The sequence below is a fragment of the Pigmentiphaga sp. CHJ604 genome (assembly GCF_036972535.1).
Classification (GTDB): domain Bacteria; phylum Pseudomonadota; class Gammaproteobacteria; order Burkholderiales; family Burkholderiaceae_B; genus Pigmentiphaga; species Pigmentiphaga daeguensis.
On the sequence record NZ_CP136998.1, the window covers coordinates 351,584 to 372,440 of the forward strand.

Below are 20,857 nucleotides of genomic sequence, written 5' to 3' on the forward strand. Positions count from 1 at the left end.
GCAGCGACGTTCGAGGAGCCACGATGGCAGGAAGCAGCTTTTTCGCCTTGCTCGACGATATCGCGTCGGTCCTGGACGACATCTCGTTGATGACCAAGGTTGCCGCCAAGAAGACGGCGGGCGTGCTGGGCGACGATCTCGCGCTGAACGCCCAGCAGGTGACCGGCGTGTCGGTGAACCGCGAATTGCCGGTCGTGTGGGCCGTGGCCAAGGGCTCGCTGCGCAACAAGGCCATCCTGGTGCCGGCGGCGCTGATCATCAGCGCCTTCGCGCCATGGGCGATCCTGCCGCTGCTGATGGTGGGCGGCGCCTTCCTGTGCTTCGAGGGCGCCGAGAAGCTGGCGGCGAAATTCCTGCCCGCGCATGACAAGGCGGCCCGGCACGACGAACGGCGCAAGGCCCTGGAGGACCCCGGCGTGGACATGGTGGCCTTCGAGCGGGACAAGATCCGCGGCGCCGTGCGGACCGATTTCATCCTGTCCGCCGAGATCGTCGCGATCGCGCTGGGGACCGTGGCCGGGGCGGACTTCGGCACGCAGGTGGCCGTGCTGGTGGGCATCGCGCTGTTGATGACGATCGGGGTCTACGGCATCGTGGCCGGCGTGGTGAAGCTGGACGATGCCGGGGCGTATCTGGGGGCGAGGCGGTCCGCGGTGGCGCGCGCGGTGGGAAGGAGCATCGTCGGCGCCGCGCCGTTCCTGATGCGCGGCCTGTCGGTCGTCGGCACGGTGGCCATGTTCGCAGTGGGCGGCTCCATCCTGACGCATGGGCTCGAAGCCGTGCACGGCGGCATCGAACGCCTGGCGCATGGGGCGGCCAGCCTGCCCGTGATCGGCGCGGTGGCGGCGGCTGTGCTGCCCGTGCTGCTCAATATCGCGTTCGGCGTGCTGGCCGGCGCGGCGATCGTGTTCGTGGTCGAACTGGCCCGCAGGCTGCTGCGCAGGCAGGGGTAGGCTAGGGCGCCGCGGCCGGTTCCTGGTCGCCTTCCACGCGAAAGCGCAGCGTGCCTATCATCTGGCCGGTGTCCGTCACCACCTTGACCTGCCAGCGGCCGCCGGAGTCGGCGGGAAAATTCTGCTTGTGGGTCCAGGCCCGGTAGCCTTCCTTGCGGCCGCCGCGGATGTCCAGCGCGATGCGGTCGACCTCGCGTCCGTCGTGCAGCCAGACGTGGTAGATGTGTTCCTCCAGGCCCAGCGGGGCATTGATCGCGGTATAGGCATAGATGCCCTGATCGCGCATCTGGGCGGGCGTCACGGCGCGCAGGCGTTCGCCCGCTTTCATGTTGAGGCTGTCCATGCTGGTCGAGATGGCGACCTCGGTCAGCCACAACGTGGCAGGCGGTACCCACAGGCGCAGCAGCCATCCCACCGAGCCGAGCGCCAGCATCAGTCCCACGACCGCCCACCTGCGCCAGCGGGCATCCAGCGAAACCAGCTCGGCCAGCGTGGGGAAGGACAGCAGCACCGCCACGCCCAGCGCCAGCTTGTAGCTATTGCCCGTCGGGATGTGCAGGACCAGTGGCAGCGCGGTCAGCAGCACGACGAACAGCGTGAAGGTGTGGTAGGTCAGGAACACCCACCTGCGGGTCGACAGCCACCGGAAGTACAGCGGATCGACCAGCGCTATCAGCGCCGCGGCGCCAACGAGCCCGGTGAACAGCGCCTGGCCGCTGTTCCAGGTGGTGGCGGTGTACAGGAAGGGCAGCACGAAGAACAGGCCTTCCTGGTGGATCATCTGCGTGCCGTAGCGCAGCACCGGTATGGGTATGGTCCACCCGAAGCGCTGTGCGATGCGCCGTCGCAGCGCGCGCTCGAGCATCAGCCAGATCCAGCTCAGCAGCATGACTGCGGCAATGACGCGGGCAAAGGACTCGTGGCGCTCGACGGTGAAAAAGCTGACCACCCCGGAAGCGAAGCCGAAGGCCGCGATGGTGCCGGGGTAGCGCTGGGCCAGCGCGAGGAGGCGAAGAGGGATGGTTTTCCAGATAGGCACGACAGGCCGGCCGGGCATGCAAAAAGTGCCGGGCGCCGCACCTGCGGGAAGCGGGCCTTGAGCAGACCGGTGCGTGAATCTTAGCACCGGGCGGGACGGGGCCGGCATGGCGCGGCTGGGCATGAAACTTGTTGACGCGCCCCCCTCTGTCCAGCCCCGAGGAGGCTCCCATGCCAGCTCCACCGCGTTACGGACTCCTGATCGCCACCGGCGCCGTGCTCGTCCTGCTCGGGATTGCGCTGATGGTGGGAGGAGCGTGGCTGATCTATCTGGGCGGATCCTGGTACTACCTCGTGGCGGGGATCGTGATGGCGGTCTGCGGGGTCCGCCTGGCCGCGGGCCATGTGTCGGCGATCTGGCTCTACGCCGCGCTGGTGCTGGGCACGCTGGCCTGGGCGCTGTGGGAGTCGGGGCTGGACTGGTGGCCGTTGGCCGCGCGCGGCGACGTGCTGTTCGTGCTGGGCCTGTTCCTGTTGACGCCCTGGATACGTCGCAGGCTGGAGCCCCCGAGCCTGGAGACCGGGGCGCTGCTGTCGCCGTCGGGACCGCTGTTGCGTGCCCGCGCGGGGCTGGCGGTGGCGCTGGGGTCGTTTCTGGCGGTCGGCGTCGTCTCCTGGTTCGTCGACCTGCATCAATTGCGCGGCAGCTTCACGGAAGAAGCGCCCGCCGCCGCGCCGGGACCGGTGGCGGGCGAGGAATGGACCGCCTATGGCGGAACCGGCCGCGGGCAGCGCTATTCCGCGCTGGGGCAGATCACGCCCGCCAACGTCGGGCGCCTGGAGCAGGCCTGGGTATTCCGCACCGGCGACGTCCGGGGCAGGGAAGGCGATCCCGAGGAGACGACCTTCCAGGCCACGCCGCTCAAGATCGGCAATCGGCTCTTCCTTTGCACGCCTCACCAGTCGGTTATCGCGCTGGACGCGACCACCGGTCGCGAACTGTGGCGATACGACCCGCACGTGCAGGACAGGCTGGCGCTGCAACACCTGACCTGCCGGGGCCTGTCCTACTATCCCGGCGATGCCGCGCAGCCGGATTCCGCTCCGGCCGCCGCCGCGCCCTCGCCCCCGGCGCCGGCGAACGGACCGGCTCCCACCGCCGGCCAACCGGTGGCCGCGAACGATGGCAGGACCTCCGCCCGCTGTCCGGCCAAATTGTTCATGCCGACGGCGGACGGCCGCGTCATCGCGCTCGATCCCGACAGCGGCGGCGTCTGCACCGACTTCGGCGGCGGCACCGGGCAGATCGACCTGTGGCGCAACATGCCCAACGTCCGCCCGGGCTCCTATTACTCCACCTCGCCCGTGGTGGTCGCGCGCGGACTCATCATCGTGGGCGGCACGGTGCTGGACAACGTCTCGGTGAACGAGGCCTCGGGCGTGATCCGCGCATTCGACATACGCACGGGCCGGCTCGTGTGGAACTGGGATTCGGGCAACCCCGAGGACACCGAGCCCATTGCCGAAGGGCGTACCTATACGGCCAATTCTCCCAACAGCTGGTCCATCTCCAGCGTGGACGAGGAGCTGGGCATGGTCTACGTGCCGCTGGGCAACCAGCCGCCCGACCAATGGGGCGGCAACCGCAGCGAGGGCGCGGAGAAATTCTCGTCGTCGGTGGTGGCGCTGGACCTGGAGACGGGCCGCGTGCGCTGGTCGTTCCAGACCGTGCACCACGACTTGTGGGACTACGACGTGCCGGCGCAGCCCACGCTCATCGACCTGACGATGGGGAGCGCGACCGTCCCGGCCCTGGTCCAGCCGACCAAGCAGGGCGAACTCTACGTGCTGGACCGCCGCACGGGGCGTCCGTTGCTGCCCGTTACCGAGAAGCTGGCGCCCCAGGGCGCCGCGCGGGGAGACCGGGCCGCGCCCACGCAACCGGTATCGGCGCTGTCCTACGACCCGCCGCCCTTGACCGGCGCCAGCATGTGGGGGGCGACGATGTTCGACCAGCTCGCCTGCCGCATCAGGTTCCATCAACTGCGCTACGAGGGCCGGTACACGCCGCCGTCCACGCAGGGCTCGCTGATCTATCCGGGCAACTTCGGCGTCTTCAACTGGGGCGGGATCGCCGTCGATCCGCGGCGCCAGATCGCCTTCACGACACCCACCTATCTTGCGTTCGTCTCGCAACTGGTCTCGCGCAAGAACGACAAGAGCCTGTACGTGCAGGGCTCGGAGCGGCCCAATGACAGCCTGCCTGCCCTGAACGAGAACTTCGGCGCGCCGTTCGCCGTCAAGCTGAGCGCCTTCACGTCGCCGCTGGGCCTGCCGTGCCAGGCGCCGCCCTGGGGTTACGTGGCCGGAGCCGACCTGCGTACCGGTGAAATCGTCTGGCGACACAAGAACGGCACCGTGCGCGACAGCTCGCCCTTGCCGTTGCCTTTCCGGATGGGCGTGCCCAACCTGGGCGGTCCCATCATGACGGCAGGAGGCGTGGCCTTCCTGTCGGGAACGCTGGACAACTACGTGCGCGCCTATGACGTGCGCGACGGCAGGCAACTGTGGGAGGCCCGCCTGCCTGCGGGCGGCCAGGCCACGCCCATGACCTACGCGGGTGCCGACGGCCGCCAGTACCTGCTGGTGGTGGCCGGCGGCCACGGTTCACTGGGCACCAAGGCGGGAGACTACGTGATCGCCTACGCCTTGCCCGGAGACGGGAGGTAGCGGGGCCGGCCTCAGGGCGCGACCTGCACCATCCAGGTCACGCCGAAGCGGTCCGTCACCATGCCGAAGCGCGACGAGAAGAAGGTGGGCGTCATCGGCGCGATCACGGTCCCGCCGTCGCCCAGGGCCGCGAACTTGCGTTCGGCATCGGCGTCGTCGGCCACGCTGAGCGCCAGCGAGACACCCTTGAATTCGGCCGGGCCCTTGCACATGCCGTCCGATCCCATCACGACGGCATCGCCGATCTGCAGCGACATGTGCATGATCTTGTCTTCCGACCCGGGCGGCGGCGCGCAGTTCTCGTTGTCGCCCGAGGCCGGAGGGCCGTCCTTGAAACGCAGCATCATCGTGACCTGGGCGCCGAGCGCCTTGGCGTAGAACTCGGCCGCTTCCTCGGCCCGGCCTTCGAAGAACAGATAGGGCTGGATGTGCATGACGGTCTCCTCGTCTGACTGCTGGATGAAGGGGATGGGTTTGTGGACGCTGTACACATAAGTTATCAGAGATAATGTACAGTGTCCACATGGAGTTCCCATGACCAGCGCCGTCACCCCGCCCGCCTCGCGCAGCACCTACCGCCACGGCGACCTGCGCCGCGCCCTGCTGGAAGCGGGCATCGAGCTTGCCCGCCAGGGCGGCCCGTCGGCGATCGTGCTGCGCGAAGCCACCCGCCGCGCCGGCGTCGTTCCGAACGCCGCCTACCGCCATTTCGCCAGCCGGGAAGACCTGCTGCTGGCGGTGCGGGCCGCGGCGCTGTCCGCGCTGGCGACCGCCATGGAAGCCGAGCTCGACAAGCTGGACGGCGACAGCCCGCCCGCCGACTACGCCCGCGCCAGCCTGCGCGCGGTGGGCGCGGGCTACCTGAGCTTCGCCAGCAAGGAGCCCGGCCTGTTCCGCACCGCGTTCGCCCCGGCCGACGGGCCGCTGAACGTACCCCCGGCCGACAAGGCCGGTCGGGGCGGACTGGATCCGTTCCAGTTGCTCAGCGCCGCCTTGGATCGCATGGCGGCGGCGGGCCTGCTCACGCCGGAGCGGCGCCACGCCGCCGAATACCTCGCGTGGTCGTCCGTCCATGGGCTGGCCATGCTGGTGATAGACGGGCCGTTGCGCGGCTTCAGTCCCGCGCAGGTCGAAGCGGTGGGGCAGCGGCTGCTGGAGATGGTGGAGAAGGGGTTGTAGGAGACTCGCTTCAGTAACCGGGCAGGCTCAGGCTGCCCGTGTCCGAAAAGCGCGTCGTGCCGAACATGCCGCCCGACAGCTTGCCGCGGACCACATAGGGAATGTTGTCCAGGCTGGAGCCATCGGCCAGGCCCAGTGCCTGCCGGATGGCGCTGAGCGCGGACACCGATACCGGTACCGTCAGCACGGTCTCGCCGAAGCGGGGCACGCTGCCGCGTTCGTTGCTGACGCCCGTCGCGAAGCGTTTGCCGTTCAACTCCAGTTCCAGCGCGGCGCCGTCGTAGTCCACCGCGGAGTCGTTGGGGTTCTGGACCCGCAGCTTGACCGCCATCCGCATCTCCAGCCCCTGGCCTTGCAGGGGTTCGATGCCGGCGACCTGCACGTTGAGCGGATCGCGGCCGGGCAGGCTGGCGCAGCCGGCCAGCGCCACCGCCAGCAGGCCGGCCAGGGCGGCCCGGCGCGGCGACGAAAATCCGGGGGAAGGAAGATGCATGATCGTGCCCATGAAAGCTGCGCAGCCTTCATCTTAGGAACGTGGCGCGAGGTCCGCAAAACTTGTTACCTCTTGCCGCAAGGCCTGCAAGAGCCGCCTCACAGGCCCTGGAAACGGGCGAGCTTGTCCGGGTTGCGCATCAGGTAAATATTGGACACCGCGCCGTTTTCGCCGTAGGCGAAGGTCAACGCGCCGATGATCACGCCGTTCTCGCGCAGCAGCACGCCCCTGGCGCCGCTGATGTCGGCCACGATCCAGTCCATGCCCCGCCAGAACCGTATCAGGCCGCGTTCGACGAAGCGCATCACCGACATCTTGCCCATCAGTTCCTGCTGCAGCGTGGTGGCCTTGCCGCCGCCGTCCGACGAGAAGCGGACATCGTCCGACAGCAGGGCAGCCAGCGGCCCCGTGCCATGGCCATTGATGGCGTCCTGGAAGGCCGACAGCAACTGTTCCTGGCGTTCGGCCGGCGTGGCGTGGCGGACCTTGCTGGACTCGACCGCCTCGCGCGCCCGCGAGACCAGCTTGCGGCAGGCGCTTTCCTGCATGCCCAGCGTGGCGGCGATGTCCGGATAGGGGGTGTCGAAGATCTCGTGCAGCAGGTACGCGGCGCGCTCCTTGGGCGTGAGCCGCTCCAGCACCAGCAGGAAGGCCGTGGTCAGCGACGAGGCCAGTTCCAGCCGCGACTCCGGCGTGTCGTCCTCGCGGGTATGGATGGGCTCGGGCAGCCACGAACCCACGTAGTCCACCCGCGTCCGGTGCGCCGCGCGCAGCATGTCCACGCACAGGTTGGTGCAGATGCTGGTCAGCCACGCCGCGGGATTCGCGATCGCGCCGCGATCCGCGTGCATCCACTTGATGAAGGTCTCCTGCACGGCATCCTCGGCATCCGCCCGCGTGCCCAGCATGCGGTAGGCCAGCCCGAACAGGAACCGCCGCCGTGCTTCGAAGATCTCCGTCCCATCACCCGTCATCATGTCCATGATTCATTCCCGAGCGGACCCATCAGTGCATCGATACCTGGAGCCGGCTCCAGAGGTTGATATCGCCGCGATCTCCTTGTGACGAACGAGCCCGCCGGTTTGTGACGTCCCGTGCGACACCGTCCGGAACGCCGGATCGGATGGTTTAATTGTCCTATTGACAGGTCAATAGAATAAATGTGAAATGGCTCGAAAAGCGTCGATAACCGAAACGAGGTAGCGTGTGAGCACCGGGACCCCCGAGCAGGTCATTATTGTAGGCGGCGGCCCCGTGGGCCTGGTCGCGGCGATGCGGCTGGGCCATTACGGCATTCCGGTCGTGGTCGTAGAAGCCGAGGAACAGGTGTCGCGCGCCTTGAAGGCCTCGACCTTCCACCCCCCGACGCTGGAGATGCTGGACGAGTACGGTATCACGCCCGGGTTGATCGAAGCCGGGCTGGTCGCCCCCACCTGGCAGGTGCGCATGCACGAGACGGGCGAATTCGCCGAATTCGACCTGTCGGTGCTCAAGGACGAGACCCCGCATCCCTATCGCCTGCAGACCGAACAATGGAAACTGTCCGAGCTGCTGCTGGCCCACATCCGGGAAAAGCTGCCGGCGGTGCGGGTGCTGATGGGGCACCCGTGCGTGGAGGTGTCGCAGGACGCGGACTCGGTGCGCGTCACGGTGGAGCGGCCCGGCGGCGAGCGCCAGGAACTGACGGGGCGCTACCTGATCGCGGCCGACGGCGCCCGCAGCATGGTGCGGGCCGCGCTGGACCTGAGCTTCGAGGGACTGACCTTTCCCGAGACCACGGTGCTGGCCACCACCCGCTTTCCGTTCCACGAGCACATTCCCACGCTGTCCTACATCAACTATTGCTGGGCCTCGACCGGCACCTTCAGCCTGCTGCGGCTTCCCGGCCTCTGGCGGGTCAGCCTGTACCCGTGGGAAGGCGAGTCGATCGACGACGCCCTCCAGCCCGAGTCCATCCAGAAGAAACTGCAACACGTCCTGCCGCGCGAACAGGCCTACGAGGTGATGGAGATCCGGCCCTACCGCATCCACCAGCGGGTCGTGAACACCTATGTCAACGGCCGCATCGTGCTGGCCGGCGACGCCGCCCACATCAACAGCCCCAGCGGCGGCATGGGCATGAACGGCGGCATCCACGACGCCTTCAACCTTACCGACAAGCTGCGCCGCATCTATGCGGGCGAAAGCGATGCGCTGCTGGGGCAATACGAGCGCCAGCGCCGCCCGATCGCGATCAAGCACGTATTGCAGCAGTCCGGCCGTAACCGCGCCCGCATGCAGGAGCGCGGGGAGGCGCAACGCCGCGCGACGCTGGAGGACTTGAAGCGCAAGGCGGACGATCCGCGCCTGGCCCGCGAGTACCTGCTCGAAACCTCGATGATCCTGAGCCTGCGCGAAGCGGCCGCGATCGGATAGCACGGAACGACATGAAGCAACCCGCGCCGGCCGAATTCCCCATCCGCGAGCAAGTAACGAGTTTCATCGACGGCCGCTGCACGCGTTCGGCCGGATACGAGCTGCCGGTGATCTTCCCCGGCGACGCGCGGCGCATCTCGACCCTGGTCGAGGCGCCGGCGGACGAGGTCGATGCCGCGGTGCGGTCTGCCCGGGCCGCTTTCGAGGACGGGCGCTGGCGTAGGCTGCCGGTCGAGGCCCGGCAGGCCGTGATGCGCAGGGTGGCCGACCTGGTCGACCTGCATCGCGACGAACTGGCCTACCTGGAGTGCATGAACTCCGGCATTCCCATGCGCCACCTGCAAAAGGGCCAGATTCCCCGTACCGCCTACAACTTCCGCTTTTTCGCGGAGTTCCTGGGCCAGCATGCCGAGAAGCTGCACGGCCAGACGGACGGGTACCTGACGCTGGTGCTGCGCGAGCCGGTGGGCGTGGCGGCGCTGATCGGCCCGTGGAACGCGCCGCTGGCCCTGACGTCGATGAAGATCGCCGGCGCCATCGCGTTCGGCAACAGCTGCGTCTGCAAGCCGTCCGAGGTCACGCCGCTGGCGGTCGCGCGCTTCATGGAACTGCTGGTGGAAGCAGGCGTGCCGCCGGGCGTCGTCAACCTGGTCAACGGCCGGGGCGGCGTCACGGGCGAAGCCCTGGTGGCGCATCCGCAGGTGGACCTGGTGTCGTTCACGGGCGGCACGCAGACGGCACGGCGGATCTCGGCCAGCGCCGGCGAAGGGCTCAAGCCCCTGTCGCTGGAACTGGGCGGCAAGTCGGCCAACATCGTCTTCGAATCGGCCGACCTGAACCGCGCGTTGGACGGCGCGCTGGTCGGCATTTTCTCGAACAACGGCCAGCAGTGCCTGGCCGGTTCGCGCATCCTGGTACAGCGGGCGGTGCTGGACCGCTTCGTCGACGCCTTCGCGCAGCGCGCCCGCCGGCTGCGCATAGGCAGCCCGCTGGACCCGGCCACCGAGATCGGGCCGCTGGCGTTCCAGGCGCACCGGCAACGAGTGGCCGGCTACGTGGACATCGCCCGCGCCGATGGCGCGCAGCTGCTGTGCGGCGGCGCGACGGTCGAGGAACTGGAACCGGGCTTCTATTTCCAGCCGACGGCGGTATTGGCGCGGGACAACACGGCGCGTGTCTGCCGCGAGGAGATCTTCGGACCCTTCGCGACCATCGTCCCGTTCGATACGCAGGACGAGGCCTACGCCATCGCGAACGACAGCGAGTTCGGCCTGGTGTCGTATGTATGGAGCGACCACCAGCCCACGGTGATGCGCGCGCTGTCGGAGATCCGGGCCGGCATGGTGTGGGTCAACACGCCCATGACGCGTGACCTGCGCGCGCCCTTCGGCGGCATCAAGGCATCGGGCTACGGCCGGGAGGGCGGCGAGTCCAGCATGAAGTTCTATACCTTCGAGAAGACGGTCATGCTGCCCACGGTGCCGCCGTCCATCCCACGCCTGGGGACATGAAAAATGTCCGCTGTCAAGCTTTCCAGGCCATGGGCTCGGCTTGAAAAGCTTCGGTATGACAGGACGTTATGTTTGCGCCTTGTAGGGGCATCCCTTGGCGGGATTGGAGCAAGGGTCACGTGGGAGCCGTCGCGTTCAAGTCATGGCGTTCCTGGGCGCATGACGGCCCGGGCCTAGCCCGAACTGTCATCGGGCCGCGGCGCCAGCCAGCGCCGTCCTGCATCCGTCAGCCGGTATCGCTGTTTGCTGCTGCGCGGCTTGTCGGGCAGGGTCATTTCGACCAGTTCTGATGCAAGGGCCGGGAGCAGGTAGGCCTTGCGGAAATAATCCTCGTGCTTGAGCGCCAACCCCTCCTGCAACTGCTGCCGGGACATCTCTCCGGCCAGAACACGCAGCAGGCGCTCGACTTCCCCGGTGACTTCCAGGGTCGGAACAAGCGCCAGCGGATGCCTCGGCAGCCGGATCACGAACGAAAGCCGGTCGTCATCCGTCTCGAACAGCGGCGCGGGCGAGCCGTTGGCCGCCATTTCCTTCAGGATTTTCGGAATGCCGGTGGAGCGTCCCTCGGTCATGTCCAGCGCCTTCAGGAACTCGCCGATGCGACGGTTGTGGTATCGCCGGCTGACCGCACGGCCTGCATTCAGGTCTTCCATCCTGATCGACCGATCCGGGCCTGGGAAGCTGAGGACGGTTAGTTCATCGTTGCTGATGCGCACCTCGATGGGCTCGCGCTCCTCGTAGGAACGGTGATAGACCGCGTTGACCACGGCCTCTTCGATGGCGGCGAACGGGAAATTCCAGACCCGCGTGGCTTCGGCACGGTCAGGATGCTTGATGACCGTCTCGCACAGAAAGTTGCGCTGGATGTAGCCCAGCGCCTCGCGCGTCATCCGTGCCAGCGGCCCCTTGAAGATTTTCTCGTCGAAACGGTCGCCGCCCGCGCCCTTCTGGGAACCAGACCACGTCGATCTGCACACCGGGGAAGAACCGCTCCGGCGTTTCGTTGAAAAACAGCAGCCCCACGTTCTTGGGCCAAGGCGATTCGGTTAGGGCCACCCGCTACATTCATCTGCCGTCCCAACGCCTCGGTAGAGAGCACCGGCGTGTCCGCCGCCAGCGCACTGCCAATTTCCTCCAAGAAACCTTGCATCAAGGGCTTGGACAGATCATCGACACGCGCGAACTGGTTGAAGCGGTCGTCGAATGGAACCTTGGCCGCCAGGCTCAGCAATTCCTGTTCGGTGTCGCCCTTGGCCTCGACCGTGCTGCTGTAGCGGCGGATGTAATAGCGCCAGGTTTTCTTGCTTGCCGTGACAGCTTCCGGCGCTTTGTAGGGACGCGTCTGCCCGCCCGGCGCTTGCAGCACGATCAGGTTGCGACCCTCGACCACTTCGATGCTCAACACCGGGAAATACGGCGGTTGGATCAACTGGCAGTGCGCCAGCAGTTCGCGCTGGATTTTGTCGAGCGGGTTGTCGGGCAGGCCGACCGGCGGAAAGATGGGCTGGCCGTTGGTATCGCAGTCCTGCCCGATCACCACGTAGCCACCGCCCAAATTCTCGAAGTCGTTGGCGAAGGCGCATAGGGTGCGGATGATCGCGTCCGGGTTCCTGCCGGCCTTGTACTCGATGCGCTCGCCCTCGACCGTGCGTTGGCGCAGCAGGTCGTTGAGGTTGAGGGGGAGTTTGTTCATATCAACCGCTCACCCGACCAGTCTAGAAAGTTGTGGATCATTGCGCACCAGCAGGCACCAGCGAGCGACCGCTGACAGCTCTGCGGCAGGATTCGTCATCTTGCGCACCTTCGTGCGAACCTCGGCTAGTTTTGCCTTGGCTGCTGGGTTATTGCCTGCGCCACATCGGGCCTTGGCTTTTGTAAAGTCGTCGATCAACCTATCCACTTGTTGCCATACCTTGCGGCGCGCTTCTGCCAACGGAGCATGCTCATTGAGTTTGAGCCGCTTAACTGTTTCGATGACACGCTCTTGTTCCCACGCGGAGGAACCTGGAATGGGAATAACCTTGCCCTCTTCGTCGAAAGCAATTAGCGCAACGTCATCATCATCAATCGGGTCGAGCAGATAGCGTGTTTCCGATTCCTCACAGCGAGCGGCGGCGGTGGAGCACAAAGAGCCGTCCTTGAGCGGAAACCATCCGCCTTTTTTGCGGTTACCGACATTGCCGCAGACACGGAAGTTCATGTAGTCGAAGGCCAGCCACCAATAGCCATCCCGCAGGCTGGCATCCAGTGCCTTGGCTTCTTTCTTGGGACGAAAGTGTTCAACGTCATAGTGCGAGTACAACTCACGCACTTCCGAAAACCAGCATTTCCCCGCCGACAGAGCCAACAGCCATTCCTTCAAAGCGCCCCAGTGCGCACTATTCGCATCAATCAGTGCGTTGCGCTCGTCGCGCTTACCAGCTGTGTCCAACGCAGCCAAATCCTCCACCAATTGGGCGGATTTCGCCATCCAGGCATCCCACTGCGCTTGAGTCCACGGTGTCCAGTGTGGGATATCGGTATCGGTCGGCAACTTGTTTTCCAGATCAATGAAGATCACCGGCTATCCTCCTCGCGCAAGATTTCGTCGATGATGGAATCGGCAATCGCATCCTGCTCGGCCCGTTCCTGTGGCGTAAGGGTTGGCTTGCGGAAGCGGCGGTGCTGCGCCATTTTGCGTACAAAGAGCGCGTAATCCGGGTCGCGGAAATCAGCGGTCGAAAACCCTAGATCAGCCAATTCAGCAGACAAACGACTCAGCTCCGCATCCTCCTCCACCGTGCGTGGAGATTTCACGAATAGTTCATTGCGCCGGAATAAGCGTCTCTCGGTTTCGATGTCCAGCGTGGATGACAAGCCAAACAATTCACTTTTCAGCAGCCCGGTCACACCCATGCCTTGTGGGTGTTCATCGGGCACATCGACGACCGTACGAGCACCATCGCGGCGCAGGATGTGCACCTGCTCGCGCTTGAGGCTACCCACCATCATCGGGTCGTGGGTGGTGATCAGGATTTGCGATTGTCCGGCGGTGGAATCAAAGGCACCGCTATCAAACGCAGTACTGTCGAACCCACCGGCATGGACATCGCCCAACACGCCTTCGATGTCATCGAAATAGCGCAGCTTCCAGATCGGGTTAAGGTGGGTGTCTGGTTCGTCGAGCAGGAACAGGCAGTGATCTTCGCGAGTGATGCGCATCAGGCCCAGCACGGTGAGCATTTGCAGTTCGCCTTCCGACAAATGCGTAAAGCTCACCTTGCCGCCGTGTTCATCGCGCTTCTTGACCGTGATGCGCACCTCGTCAATCAGGTCGCCGATGTAAGCGCCTTCGGCATAGCGGAAAAAGCTGTCGGTGCTGCCGACGAGTTCGCCCAGCTGCTTGAGCTTGTCCTGATTTGGCACGAACAGATACAACTGCTTCTGTTTTTCGGTGCGGCCACGGAAATCGATCTGTTTGGTCGCCTCCTGCTCAATAGGCGCCCAGGATACTTGCCAGAGTTTGTCGAGAAACTCGCTGACAACATTCCCACGCGCATACCAGAAGCGTGGATCGCCCTCGTTCAGCTCCTGCTCGTCGAACTTGCCGCTTCGGCGCTTCTCGCGTAGACGGTGTGGTTCCTTCAGCACGAACAGCGCGGATTCCAGCGACTCGATATGCAGGTTCTTCAACACCTTCTGGAATACCGGGTCGTCGGACAGCAAACAGGCCAGCAGCACCAGTTGGCTATGCCCGCCACGGCAGTAAAACAAGCGACGCAAGCGATCGTCGCCCGCTTGCTTTAGTCGCGCCTCGCGGCGGCGTTTGGCTTCTTCCACCGCGCGAATATCCGACTCCGATCCGGTAAAGTTTTCCAACAGATGTTCGGGTAACACCTCGTCGGTGGTGATTTCCTGGCGCTGGTTGAAGCGGCGCTGATGCTCTTGAAACAGCGCCTCGATGCGTTCGTTGCGACCCGAGTAATAGGCAAAAATGTGCGCCGGCAGCAGTTCGCGGTTCTTCAGCAAGTAGCCCTGCGATTCGATCTTGTCGTCCACCCATACATAGGGGCGCTTCTGCTTGGAGGTATCCGCCTCAATGTGCACCGTATGGTCACGGATGCTGTATTCCAGTGTGTAATCGAAGGCCGCTTCGCGATCCAGATCCACGTCGCGAAAGATGGTTATCAGCGCCTCGATCAGATTCGATTTTCCGGTGCCGTTTTGCCCGATCAGCGCGTGGCTGCGAATGGGCTTGCGCGGCGTATCGGCTGCTGCGCCAGCAGTGGGCGGCAAGTGCGAGTCGAAGGCAATGTCGAGATCACGCAGGTTGCGAAAAACGGGGATGCGGACGCGCAGGAGTTGCATATCAGACGCTCACCGTATCGACTGGCTTCTCGCGCACTTCAGCGGGCGCGGGTTCCTGAATCCAGCCATGTGCCACTTCGATTTTCAGTTGAGCGTAAAAAGCATCAATCTCGCCGCCGTAGCGCTGCCACAAGTCCTTTGCGCTCATTTCGCCGCGGTGACGGACCAGAATGGTTGCCAGCGGAGCTTGCGCTTTGATGTCGGGGGTGGTGCCCAAGCGCAGCGGGGCAATCAACTCGGTTTGCGGGGCTTTCATGGGTTCCTCTTCTTGTTCGATGGCGATGCCGGTGAGACTGGCAACCGCGCTAGCAGCAAGATTGGTCGCTATGCGCTGTTTTCGGGAAAGTTGATCTGCGTAGTGATCACACATGCGGAAAAGCCCATCGACGATTGCAACAATTCGATCTTGTTCTGCCTTGGGTGGAACCGGAAGCACTAGATTTTCGACATCACCAACATTTATGTGCTTCACCGTCATGCCGATGGCCGATGCCTGCAATCGTTTTTGAAAGCTCGGGCTTTGAATTACGTAAATGAGGAATCTGTTGCTAAACAACTCGGTAAAAAGCCTGATGAGCATGAGCCGCTGGCCAAGGCAGACAACATGCCCATTAGGAACTATTGCAGCCTCACCCATCGGGGCTTCGCGCGTGAAAAATATGTCCCCAGCCTGCGGAGTTAATCGTCGCGAACGAGCAAGATAGCTTTCCCTAGAAACCTTTTTTGTGGCATCAAGCCGCATTTCACCATTGCGAATGTCAGTAGTGCGAATAAGGTGAATTCCGCTGTCAGAGTAGGCCGGTGTCTTGTGGTCACAGTCAATAATGACTTGTGAAACCTCAAGCAGTGACGCCCATGCCCAGTGCTCGGGCAATCGATCTTCTGGAATATTTACTTGCTGAATACGGAGCTTTTTCAGCATCGCTAAAGCTTCTTTCTTCTCCTGTCCCTCTGATTCCCGTGACCATTCAATGCGCTTCGCTGCGATGGCGTCGAGCAAGTCGGCACCCGTAGCAGCATGGCGATGCTCAACGTTCAGTAATTCGCCACTCACTGCTAAGTCAAGGACCAAGCCCTTGAACGTCGCCACATCCTCCTGTGCATGAAACAGTCCCCCGAAATTGTCGGCTAGGCGCGCCCAATTAGTTTGCAGTTCATGCGGGCTTTGGCTGTTAGCGACGGCTTGCAGGGTGAACTGGCGCAACGCGTTTTGCAGTTTGCGGCGGGCTTTCTGTTGCGCTTCCAGCTTGTCGCAAAGGGCCATCAGCTCATCGACTTTGGCGACGATGCGGGTTTGTTCTTTGACTGGCGGCAACACAGCGGGCAACGCCAATAACTGATCCTGCTTGATACCAGAAACTGTTGTTCCAGTGCCTGTTACCTGACGAGTTCGATAAAGAATCAAGAAGAAATCGGCGTTTACTTCCTTCGGCAATTCCAATGCCTTCAGGTCTTGGTTGATTGCAATTGCAACACGGTTAATTGCAACCTTGCCAAGACCCATACGCGTGCAAACGATTACTCGGCCAGGTGGAATCAGGTTTGAAGAGCTGTTCTCTAGCCCTTCTTTCGTGATGTGGTCTTCTGTGCCATCCAGGAACTTCAGCTCCTTCAAATCCTTCACGCTCGCCCAAGGAATACCTCCCCCCCAATAAGCGGGGTTATTTTTGGACGGTGTTCCACCACCAGTTACAGTCAATGCCAAGTCGCCCAAGCGGCAAACAGCCCAGTGGGGCGGAGCTTTGACAACCTCACGCGAAATAGAAGATTGCTTTGAAATGACTTTTTTCTTTTCCCTGTGACCTTGTTTCTGCCTTGCAATAGAGTCGAGTAAAGGTGCTGCATCAACAGGTGATTCCGTAACTGTCAGATCGCCTGATACAGCAAGATGCAGCACCAACTCCCGCAACCTCTCTACGCCCCCCGGCGCATTGGCAATATGCCCGAACTCCGCCAAAAACTGCTGCGCATCCATCAGGCATCCTCACTCACGAAGTGATGCGCCAGCGCGGCAGCTAATTCGCTCTTGAGCTGGTTTTCGGTCTCTTCAATCTCGCCCAGCAGTTTTTTGTATTTCTCCAGCAGCACGTCGGGATCGTGGGTTTCTTCTTCCGGAGCGTTCGGGTTTTTCAGGTCGAGGTTGAAGATAGGCCAGTAGAGGCGATCGCCTGCCGCTTGCGCATCGCGTGCTTGCAGGCGCAGTGGTTCGGCTTTGGCACGTAGCTCAGCAATCTGGGCGTCGATCTTTTCGCGGTAGGTGGCGTCGGTGCTACCGACCAGGCTGGTGCGCAAGTCGCGGGCCTCGGCCTCCAGTGCAGCAGCCTGGTTGTTCAGTTCTTCGGCGCGTTGCCAATGCGGTTGTGCAGCGGCTTCAGCCTGTTCACGCCTGGTCTTGAAATCCACCTTCCAGGCGAATTCGTTTTCCACGCGGTCGGCAAAGTCGTTTGCCTCATCTCCCCACCAGTCTTGCTCAGGCTTGAATTCCTCCAGCCGGATGGGCTTGGTTTTGGAGTAGCTCTTGTAGCCCGGTGGGTAGGGGTGCTCGTAGAACCAAATGGTGTCGGTGTGGAAGTGCTCGGTACCGTCATCCACCGTGCTGCCCTTGGTAAAGAACAGCAAGTTGGTCTTGATGGTGGTGTACGGCGCGAACACACCCTTGGGCAGACGGATGATGGTGTGCAGCTTGCAGTCGCGCAGCAGCAGTTTTTTGAGCGTGCCTTTGATGCCGTCGCCAAACAGAAAGCCATCGGGCAGCACCACGGCGGCGCGACCGTTTTCTTTCAGCAACTTCTTGATGATAAGTGCCATGAACATGTCGGCGGTTTCGCGGGTGCGCAGGTCGGCCGGGTAGTCACTGCCGACGCCATCGTCCTCATAACCGCCAAACGGCGGGTTGGTGATGATGCAATCGACCTTGTCGTTGGCGCTCCATTCGTTCCAGCCGATGCCCAAAGTATTCTTGTGCTCGATCTGGCTAGGCACGTCGATGCCGTGCAACAGCATGTTGGTGGTGCACAGCAAGTGGGGCAGCTGCTTCTTCTCGATGCCGTGGATCAGGTCTTCAATGGCACGCTTGTCTTCGGCGCTGGACTTGGTGGTGAGCTGGTTGCGAAAGTGGTCGATAGCAGCAGTCAAGAAGCCGCCAGTGCCACAGGCCGGGTCCATCACGGTTTCGCGCTTGTCCAGGCGTGGGTTGACGCGATCAGCCATGAAAGCGGTGATGGCGCGCGGGGTGTAGAACTCGCCCGCATTGCCCGCGCCGCGCAGGTCGTTGAGCATTTGCTCGTAGACATCACCCAGATTGGCGCGGGTTTTGAAGTCGTGGAAGTTGATGGCTTCTTCCAGCTTTTCGATCACAGCCAGCATTTGCGGGCCGGACTTCATGTAGTTGTTGGCATCACGAAAGACCTCGCGGATGACCTTGTGCTGAGGGCTGCGGTCAGCGTCGATCTGGTCTTTGAGTGCGGGGAACAGGTCGTTATTGACGAAGCTGATCAACTCGCTGCCTGCAATCTGCGGCTTTTTCTTGCCATCGGCATCGGCTTTGTATGCCGCCCAGTTGCGCCAGCGGAAGCGCTCAGGCAGCGGGGACTGGTAGTCGGTATTGTCGTCTTCCCATTCTTCTTCGCGTTGGTCGAATACCTTGAGGAAGAGCATCCAGGTGAGCTGGCCGAGGCGTTGGGCGTCACCGTCAACGCCATCATCCTTGCGCATGATGTCCTGAATGGATTTGATGGTGCTGCTGAGATTCATCTTGTCGTTCTCGATGTGCGTGGCCTGAGGCGCGATCAGGCTTGTTTCAATTCGTTCTGGTCGTAGAGCGCGTGCTCAAGTTCTTGCACGGCTTGGGTGTATTGCTCGACGCTGCCGAAAATGCCGCGCCGGATCTGGGTTTTGCTGCCGAACTGGTCAAACGGCGGCAACTCCAGCACCTTGGCGTCTTCGATGTCTTGCACGCCGTGGTCGGCGAATTTGTCGAGCAGGGCATCGAGCACGGCGCGGGCCTGTTCGCCGTATTTGCCGAACACGTCACGCTTTTTGACGTTGTTGGCGCGTTCGCGGCGGGTGAGGGGTTTTTGGTCGAAAGCTACGTGGACCACGAGATCGAATACATCTAGTTCGCTGCCGTTGGCCACGGCCTGCTGCAGGATTTCGAGCGGTACGCCGTGATCTGCAAGTTCTTCCAAGATGGCCTGTTTGCGCTCGGCACTATTCCAGCGGCGGAGGAAGTCGGTCATGCTGCCGAATTCGGCCTGCAACGTTTTCTTGATGTCGTCTTTCAGCAGGACGCGGTAGTCCTCGGTAATGAGCTTGCCATCGGCGTCCAGATACTGGGAGCGCTCGACCGCCACGCGCACGTTGACGTCGTCGATCACGTATTTGACGCGGCCTTCACCAACACCTCCGCCACCTCCCTTATCGCCACCCGGTGGCGTGTCGTCACCACCGGTTGGGTCCGAGCCATAAGGTGGCGGTTCGGGTTCGCTAATGCCTGGCGGGTTGGCGCCTTCTGGCAGCTCGGTGTCGGGCGGTACCACAGGCTCGTCAGGCTTGGGCTCGTAAATCACCACGGGTTCGCCATCGAAGTCAGGATCGGCGAACAGGCGCGTGGCACCCTTGAAATCCATGATGGTGAAGTACAGCTTCTGGTAGTCCTCACGCAGACGGGTGCCACGACCGATGATCTGCTTGAACTCGGTCATCGAGTTGATGTTCTGGTCCAGCACAATGAGCTTGCAAGTCTTTGCATCCACGCCGGTGGTGAGCAGCTTGGACGTGGTGGCGATGACCGGATAGAGTTCGTCGTTGTCGATGAAGTAGGAGAGCTGAGCCTTGCCTTCGCTGTCGTCACCTGTGATGCGCATGACATAGCGGCGGTTGCTCGCAGCGGCTGGAATGAGCTTGACCAGCTCTTGGCGCATGCGTTCGGCGTGATCCTGATCGTCACAAAAAACGATGGTTTTGGCCATTGGGTCGGTTGCCCTGAGGTATTCCCATACCTTGCTGGCGACGAGCTTGGTGCGTTTTTCCAGCACCAGATTGCGGTCGAAATCCTTGGTGTTGTACTGGCGCTGTTCCACCGTTTGGCCCAACTTGTCGACCTTGCCCTTCTCTGGGGTGTAGCCCACGGCATCGACATCGGTGGCGATGCGGATCACCTTATAGGGTGCGAGGAAGCCGTCTTCGATGCCTTGCTTCAGTGAGTAGGTGTAGACCGGGTCGCCAAAGTAGGTGCTGTTGCTGACGTCCTTGGTTTCCTTCGGCGTAGCGGTCAGGCCCAGGTGCGTGGCACTGCTGAAATAGTCGAGCACGTCGTGCCAGGCGGAATCATCGGCGGCACTGCCTCGATGGCATTCGTCGATCACTACCAAGTCGAAAAAATCCGCAGGGAACTGGCGGTAGATCTGCTTCCACTCCTCACGACCCGTCACTGCCTGATAGAGCGCCAGATAGATTTCGTAGTTCTTCTTCACCTCTCGGTTGGTGACCTTGTGCATCACCTCGCCGAATGGCGCGAAATCTTGCTGCATGGTCTGATCAACAAGGATGTTGCGGTCGGCCAGGAAAAGGATGCGTTTTTTAGCCTTGGCCTTCCATAAGCGCCAGATGATCTGGAAAGCGGTGTAGGTTTTGCCAGTGCCGGTGGCCATGACCAGAAGTACGCGCTGCTGCCCTTTGGCGATTGCTTCAATGGCGCGGTTGATGGCGACGCGCTGGTAGTAGCGCGGCTCTTTGCCACTGCCGTCGGAATAGAACGGCTGTTCAACCAGTTTTACGGCGGAGGCTTCGGCCAAGCCTTTCCACTGCTGGTACAGCGGCCACAAGTCGTTCAGCGCGGGAAACTCGGTGAGCGAGAGCTCGCGCTCAATGGGCTGTGTCAAACCCGTGCGGTCATGCAGCAGAAAGCCATCGCCGTTGCTACTGATGGCGAATGGGGCGTCGAGCATTTCGGCGTAGGCCAGCGCCTGTTGCATCCCGTGGCCGACCGAGAACTTGGCTTGTTTGGCTTCTACGACGGCAATGGGAACGTTGGGGCGGCCGTAAAGTACGAAGTCAGCCCGCTTGGGGCCACCTTTGGCATCGGGATTCTTGATACGAGACGCCAGCTTGCCACGCACCATCACGCGGCCATCGGTGAGGCTCACCTCTTCACGGAACTGGTGCTGTTGCCACCCCGCCTGCTGAATAGCCGGTGTGATGAACTTAGTGCAGATGTCGCGCTCGCTGAGCTGGTATTTGTCCATTGGCCC

General features: G+C 62.8%; 16 protein-coding genes. 5 read left to right on the forward strand and 11 right to left on the reverse strand.

The genetic code is table 11. From position 1 onward, the window contains the following. Positions 1–23: 23 nt before the first annotated feature. Positions 24–953 carry a DUF808 domain-containing protein gene (locus R4823_RS01795; protein WP_087838458.1) on the forward strand — a complete coding sequence of 310 codons (930 nt, stop codon included), beginning with the start codon at positions 24–26 and terminating at the stop codon, positions 951–953. Position 954: 1 nt separating this feature from the next. On the opposite strand, the gene R4823_RS01800 is transcribed toward R4823_RS01795, so the two are convergent. Next, positions 955–2,010 carry a DUF5924 family protein gene (locus R4823_RS01800; protein ID WP_087838457.1) on the reverse strand — a complete coding sequence of 352 codons (1,056 nt, stop codon included), beginning with the start codon at positions 2,008–2,010 and terminating at the stop codon, positions 955–957. A gap of 152 nt (positions 2,011–2,162) precedes the next feature. On the opposite strand from R4823_RS01800, the gene R4823_RS01805 reads away from it, so the two are divergent. Continuing rightward, on the forward strand, positions 2,163–4,661 hold the full coding sequence (locus tag R4823_RS01805; protein WP_338617153.1) for a membrane-bound PQQ-dependent dehydrogenase, glucose/quinate/shikimate family: 2,499 nt from the start codon (positions 2,163–2,165) through the stop codon (positions 4,659–4,661). Positions 4,662–4,672: 11 nt separating this feature from the next. Here R4823_RS01805 and R4823_RS01810 read toward each other — a convergent pair whose 3' ends face one another. Further along, positions 4,673–5,095 carry a VOC family protein gene (locus R4823_RS01810; protein WP_087838455.1) on the reverse strand — a complete coding sequence of 141 codons (423 nt, stop codon included), beginning with the start codon at positions 5,093–5,095 and terminating at the stop codon, positions 4,673–4,675. Between the two features lie 100 nt (positions 5,096–5,195). Here R4823_RS01810 and R4823_RS01815 point away from each other — a divergent pair, with 100 nt between their 5' ends. Then, positions 5,196–5,840, forward strand: a complete 645-nt coding sequence (locus R4823_RS01815; protein WP_132979775.1) for a TetR/AcrR family transcriptional regulator — start codon at positions 5,196–5,198, stop codon at positions 5,838–5,840. Positions 5,841–5,850: 10 nt separating this feature from the next. On the opposite strand, the gene R4823_RS01820 is transcribed toward R4823_RS01815, so the two are convergent. Beyond that, positions 5,851–6,333: an LEA type 2 family protein gene (locus R4823_RS01820; protein WP_132979776.1), complete on the reverse strand. Its 483-nt coding sequence runs from the start codon at positions 6,331–6,333 to the stop codon at positions 5,851–5,853. A gap of 98 nt (positions 6,334–6,431) precedes the next feature. Continuing rightward, the gene (gene sigJ, locus R4823_RS01825) at positions 6,432–7,316 is read right to left on the reverse strand and encodes an RNA polymerase sigma factor SigJ (RefSeq protein ID WP_338617154.1); all 885 of its coding nucleotides are present in this window, start codon (positions 7,314–7,316) and stop codon (positions 6,432–6,434) included. A gap of 223 nt (positions 7,317–7,539) precedes the next feature. On the opposite strand from sigJ, the gene R4823_RS01830 reads away from it, so the two are divergent. Further along, on the forward strand, positions 7,540–8,748 hold the full coding sequence (locus tag R4823_RS01830; protein WP_338617155.1) for an FAD-dependent monooxygenase: 1,209 nt from the start codon (positions 7,540–7,542) through the stop codon (positions 8,746–8,748). An 11-nt stretch (positions 8,749–8,759) separates the two neighbouring features. Beyond that, entirely contained in the window at positions 8,760–10,259 is a 1,500-nt protein-coding gene (locus R4823_RS01835) for an aldehyde dehydrogenase (protein ID WP_338617156.1), read from the forward strand. Between the two features lie 173 nt (positions 10,260–10,432). Here R4823_RS01835 and R4823_RS01840 read toward each other — a convergent pair whose 3' ends face one another. The 7 genes from R4823_RS01840 to R4823_RS01870 are packed head-to-tail and all read right to left on the reverse strand — an operon-like array spanning position 10,433 to position 20,851. Continuing rightward, entirely contained in the window at positions 10,433–11,149 is a 717-nt protein-coding gene (locus tag R4823_RS01840; RefSeq protein ID WP_207958632.1) for a Fic family protein, read from the reverse strand. Continuing rightward, positions 11,146–11,952, reverse strand: a complete 807-nt coding sequence (locus R4823_RS01845; protein WP_338617158.1) for an ATP-binding protein — start codon at positions 11,950–11,952, stop codon at positions 11,146–11,148. Before R4823_RS01845 ends, R4823_RS01840 begins: the two co-directional genes overlap by 4 nt. A gap of 9 nt (positions 11,953–11,961) precedes the next feature. Next, entirely contained in the window at positions 11,962–12,819 is an 858-nt protein-coding gene (locus tag R4823_RS01850; RefSeq protein WP_132979777.1) for a hypothetical protein, read from the reverse strand. Beyond that, positions 12,816–14,606 (reverse strand): AAA family ATPase, encoded by a 1,791-nt coding sequence (locus R4823_RS01855; RefSeq protein WP_338617161.1) that lies wholly within the window; start codon positions 14,604–14,606, stop codon positions 12,816–12,818. The genes R4823_RS01850 and R4823_RS01855 overlap by 4 nt, the downstream gene beginning before the upstream one ends. 1 nt (position 14,607) lies before the next feature. Beyond that, entirely contained in the window at positions 14,608–16,581 is a 1,974-nt protein-coding gene (locus R4823_RS01860; protein WP_132979780.1) for a restriction endonuclease subunit S, read from the reverse strand. Beyond that, a complete protein-coding gene (locus tag R4823_RS01865; RefSeq protein ID WP_132979781.1) occupies positions 16,581–18,359 on the reverse strand; it encodes an N-6 DNA methylase in 1,779 nt (592 codons plus the stop codon). The genes R4823_RS01860 and R4823_RS01865 overlap by 1 nt, the downstream gene beginning before the upstream one ends. A gap of 35 nt (positions 18,360–18,394) precedes the next feature. Beyond that, the gene (locus tag R4823_RS01870) at positions 18,395–20,851 is read right to left on the reverse strand and encodes a DEAD/DEAH box helicase family protein (RefSeq protein WP_132979782.1); all 2,457 of its coding nucleotides are present in this window, start codon (positions 20,849–20,851) and stop codon (positions 18,395–18,397) included. Between the last annotated feature and the right edge of the window lie 6 nt (positions 20,852–20,857).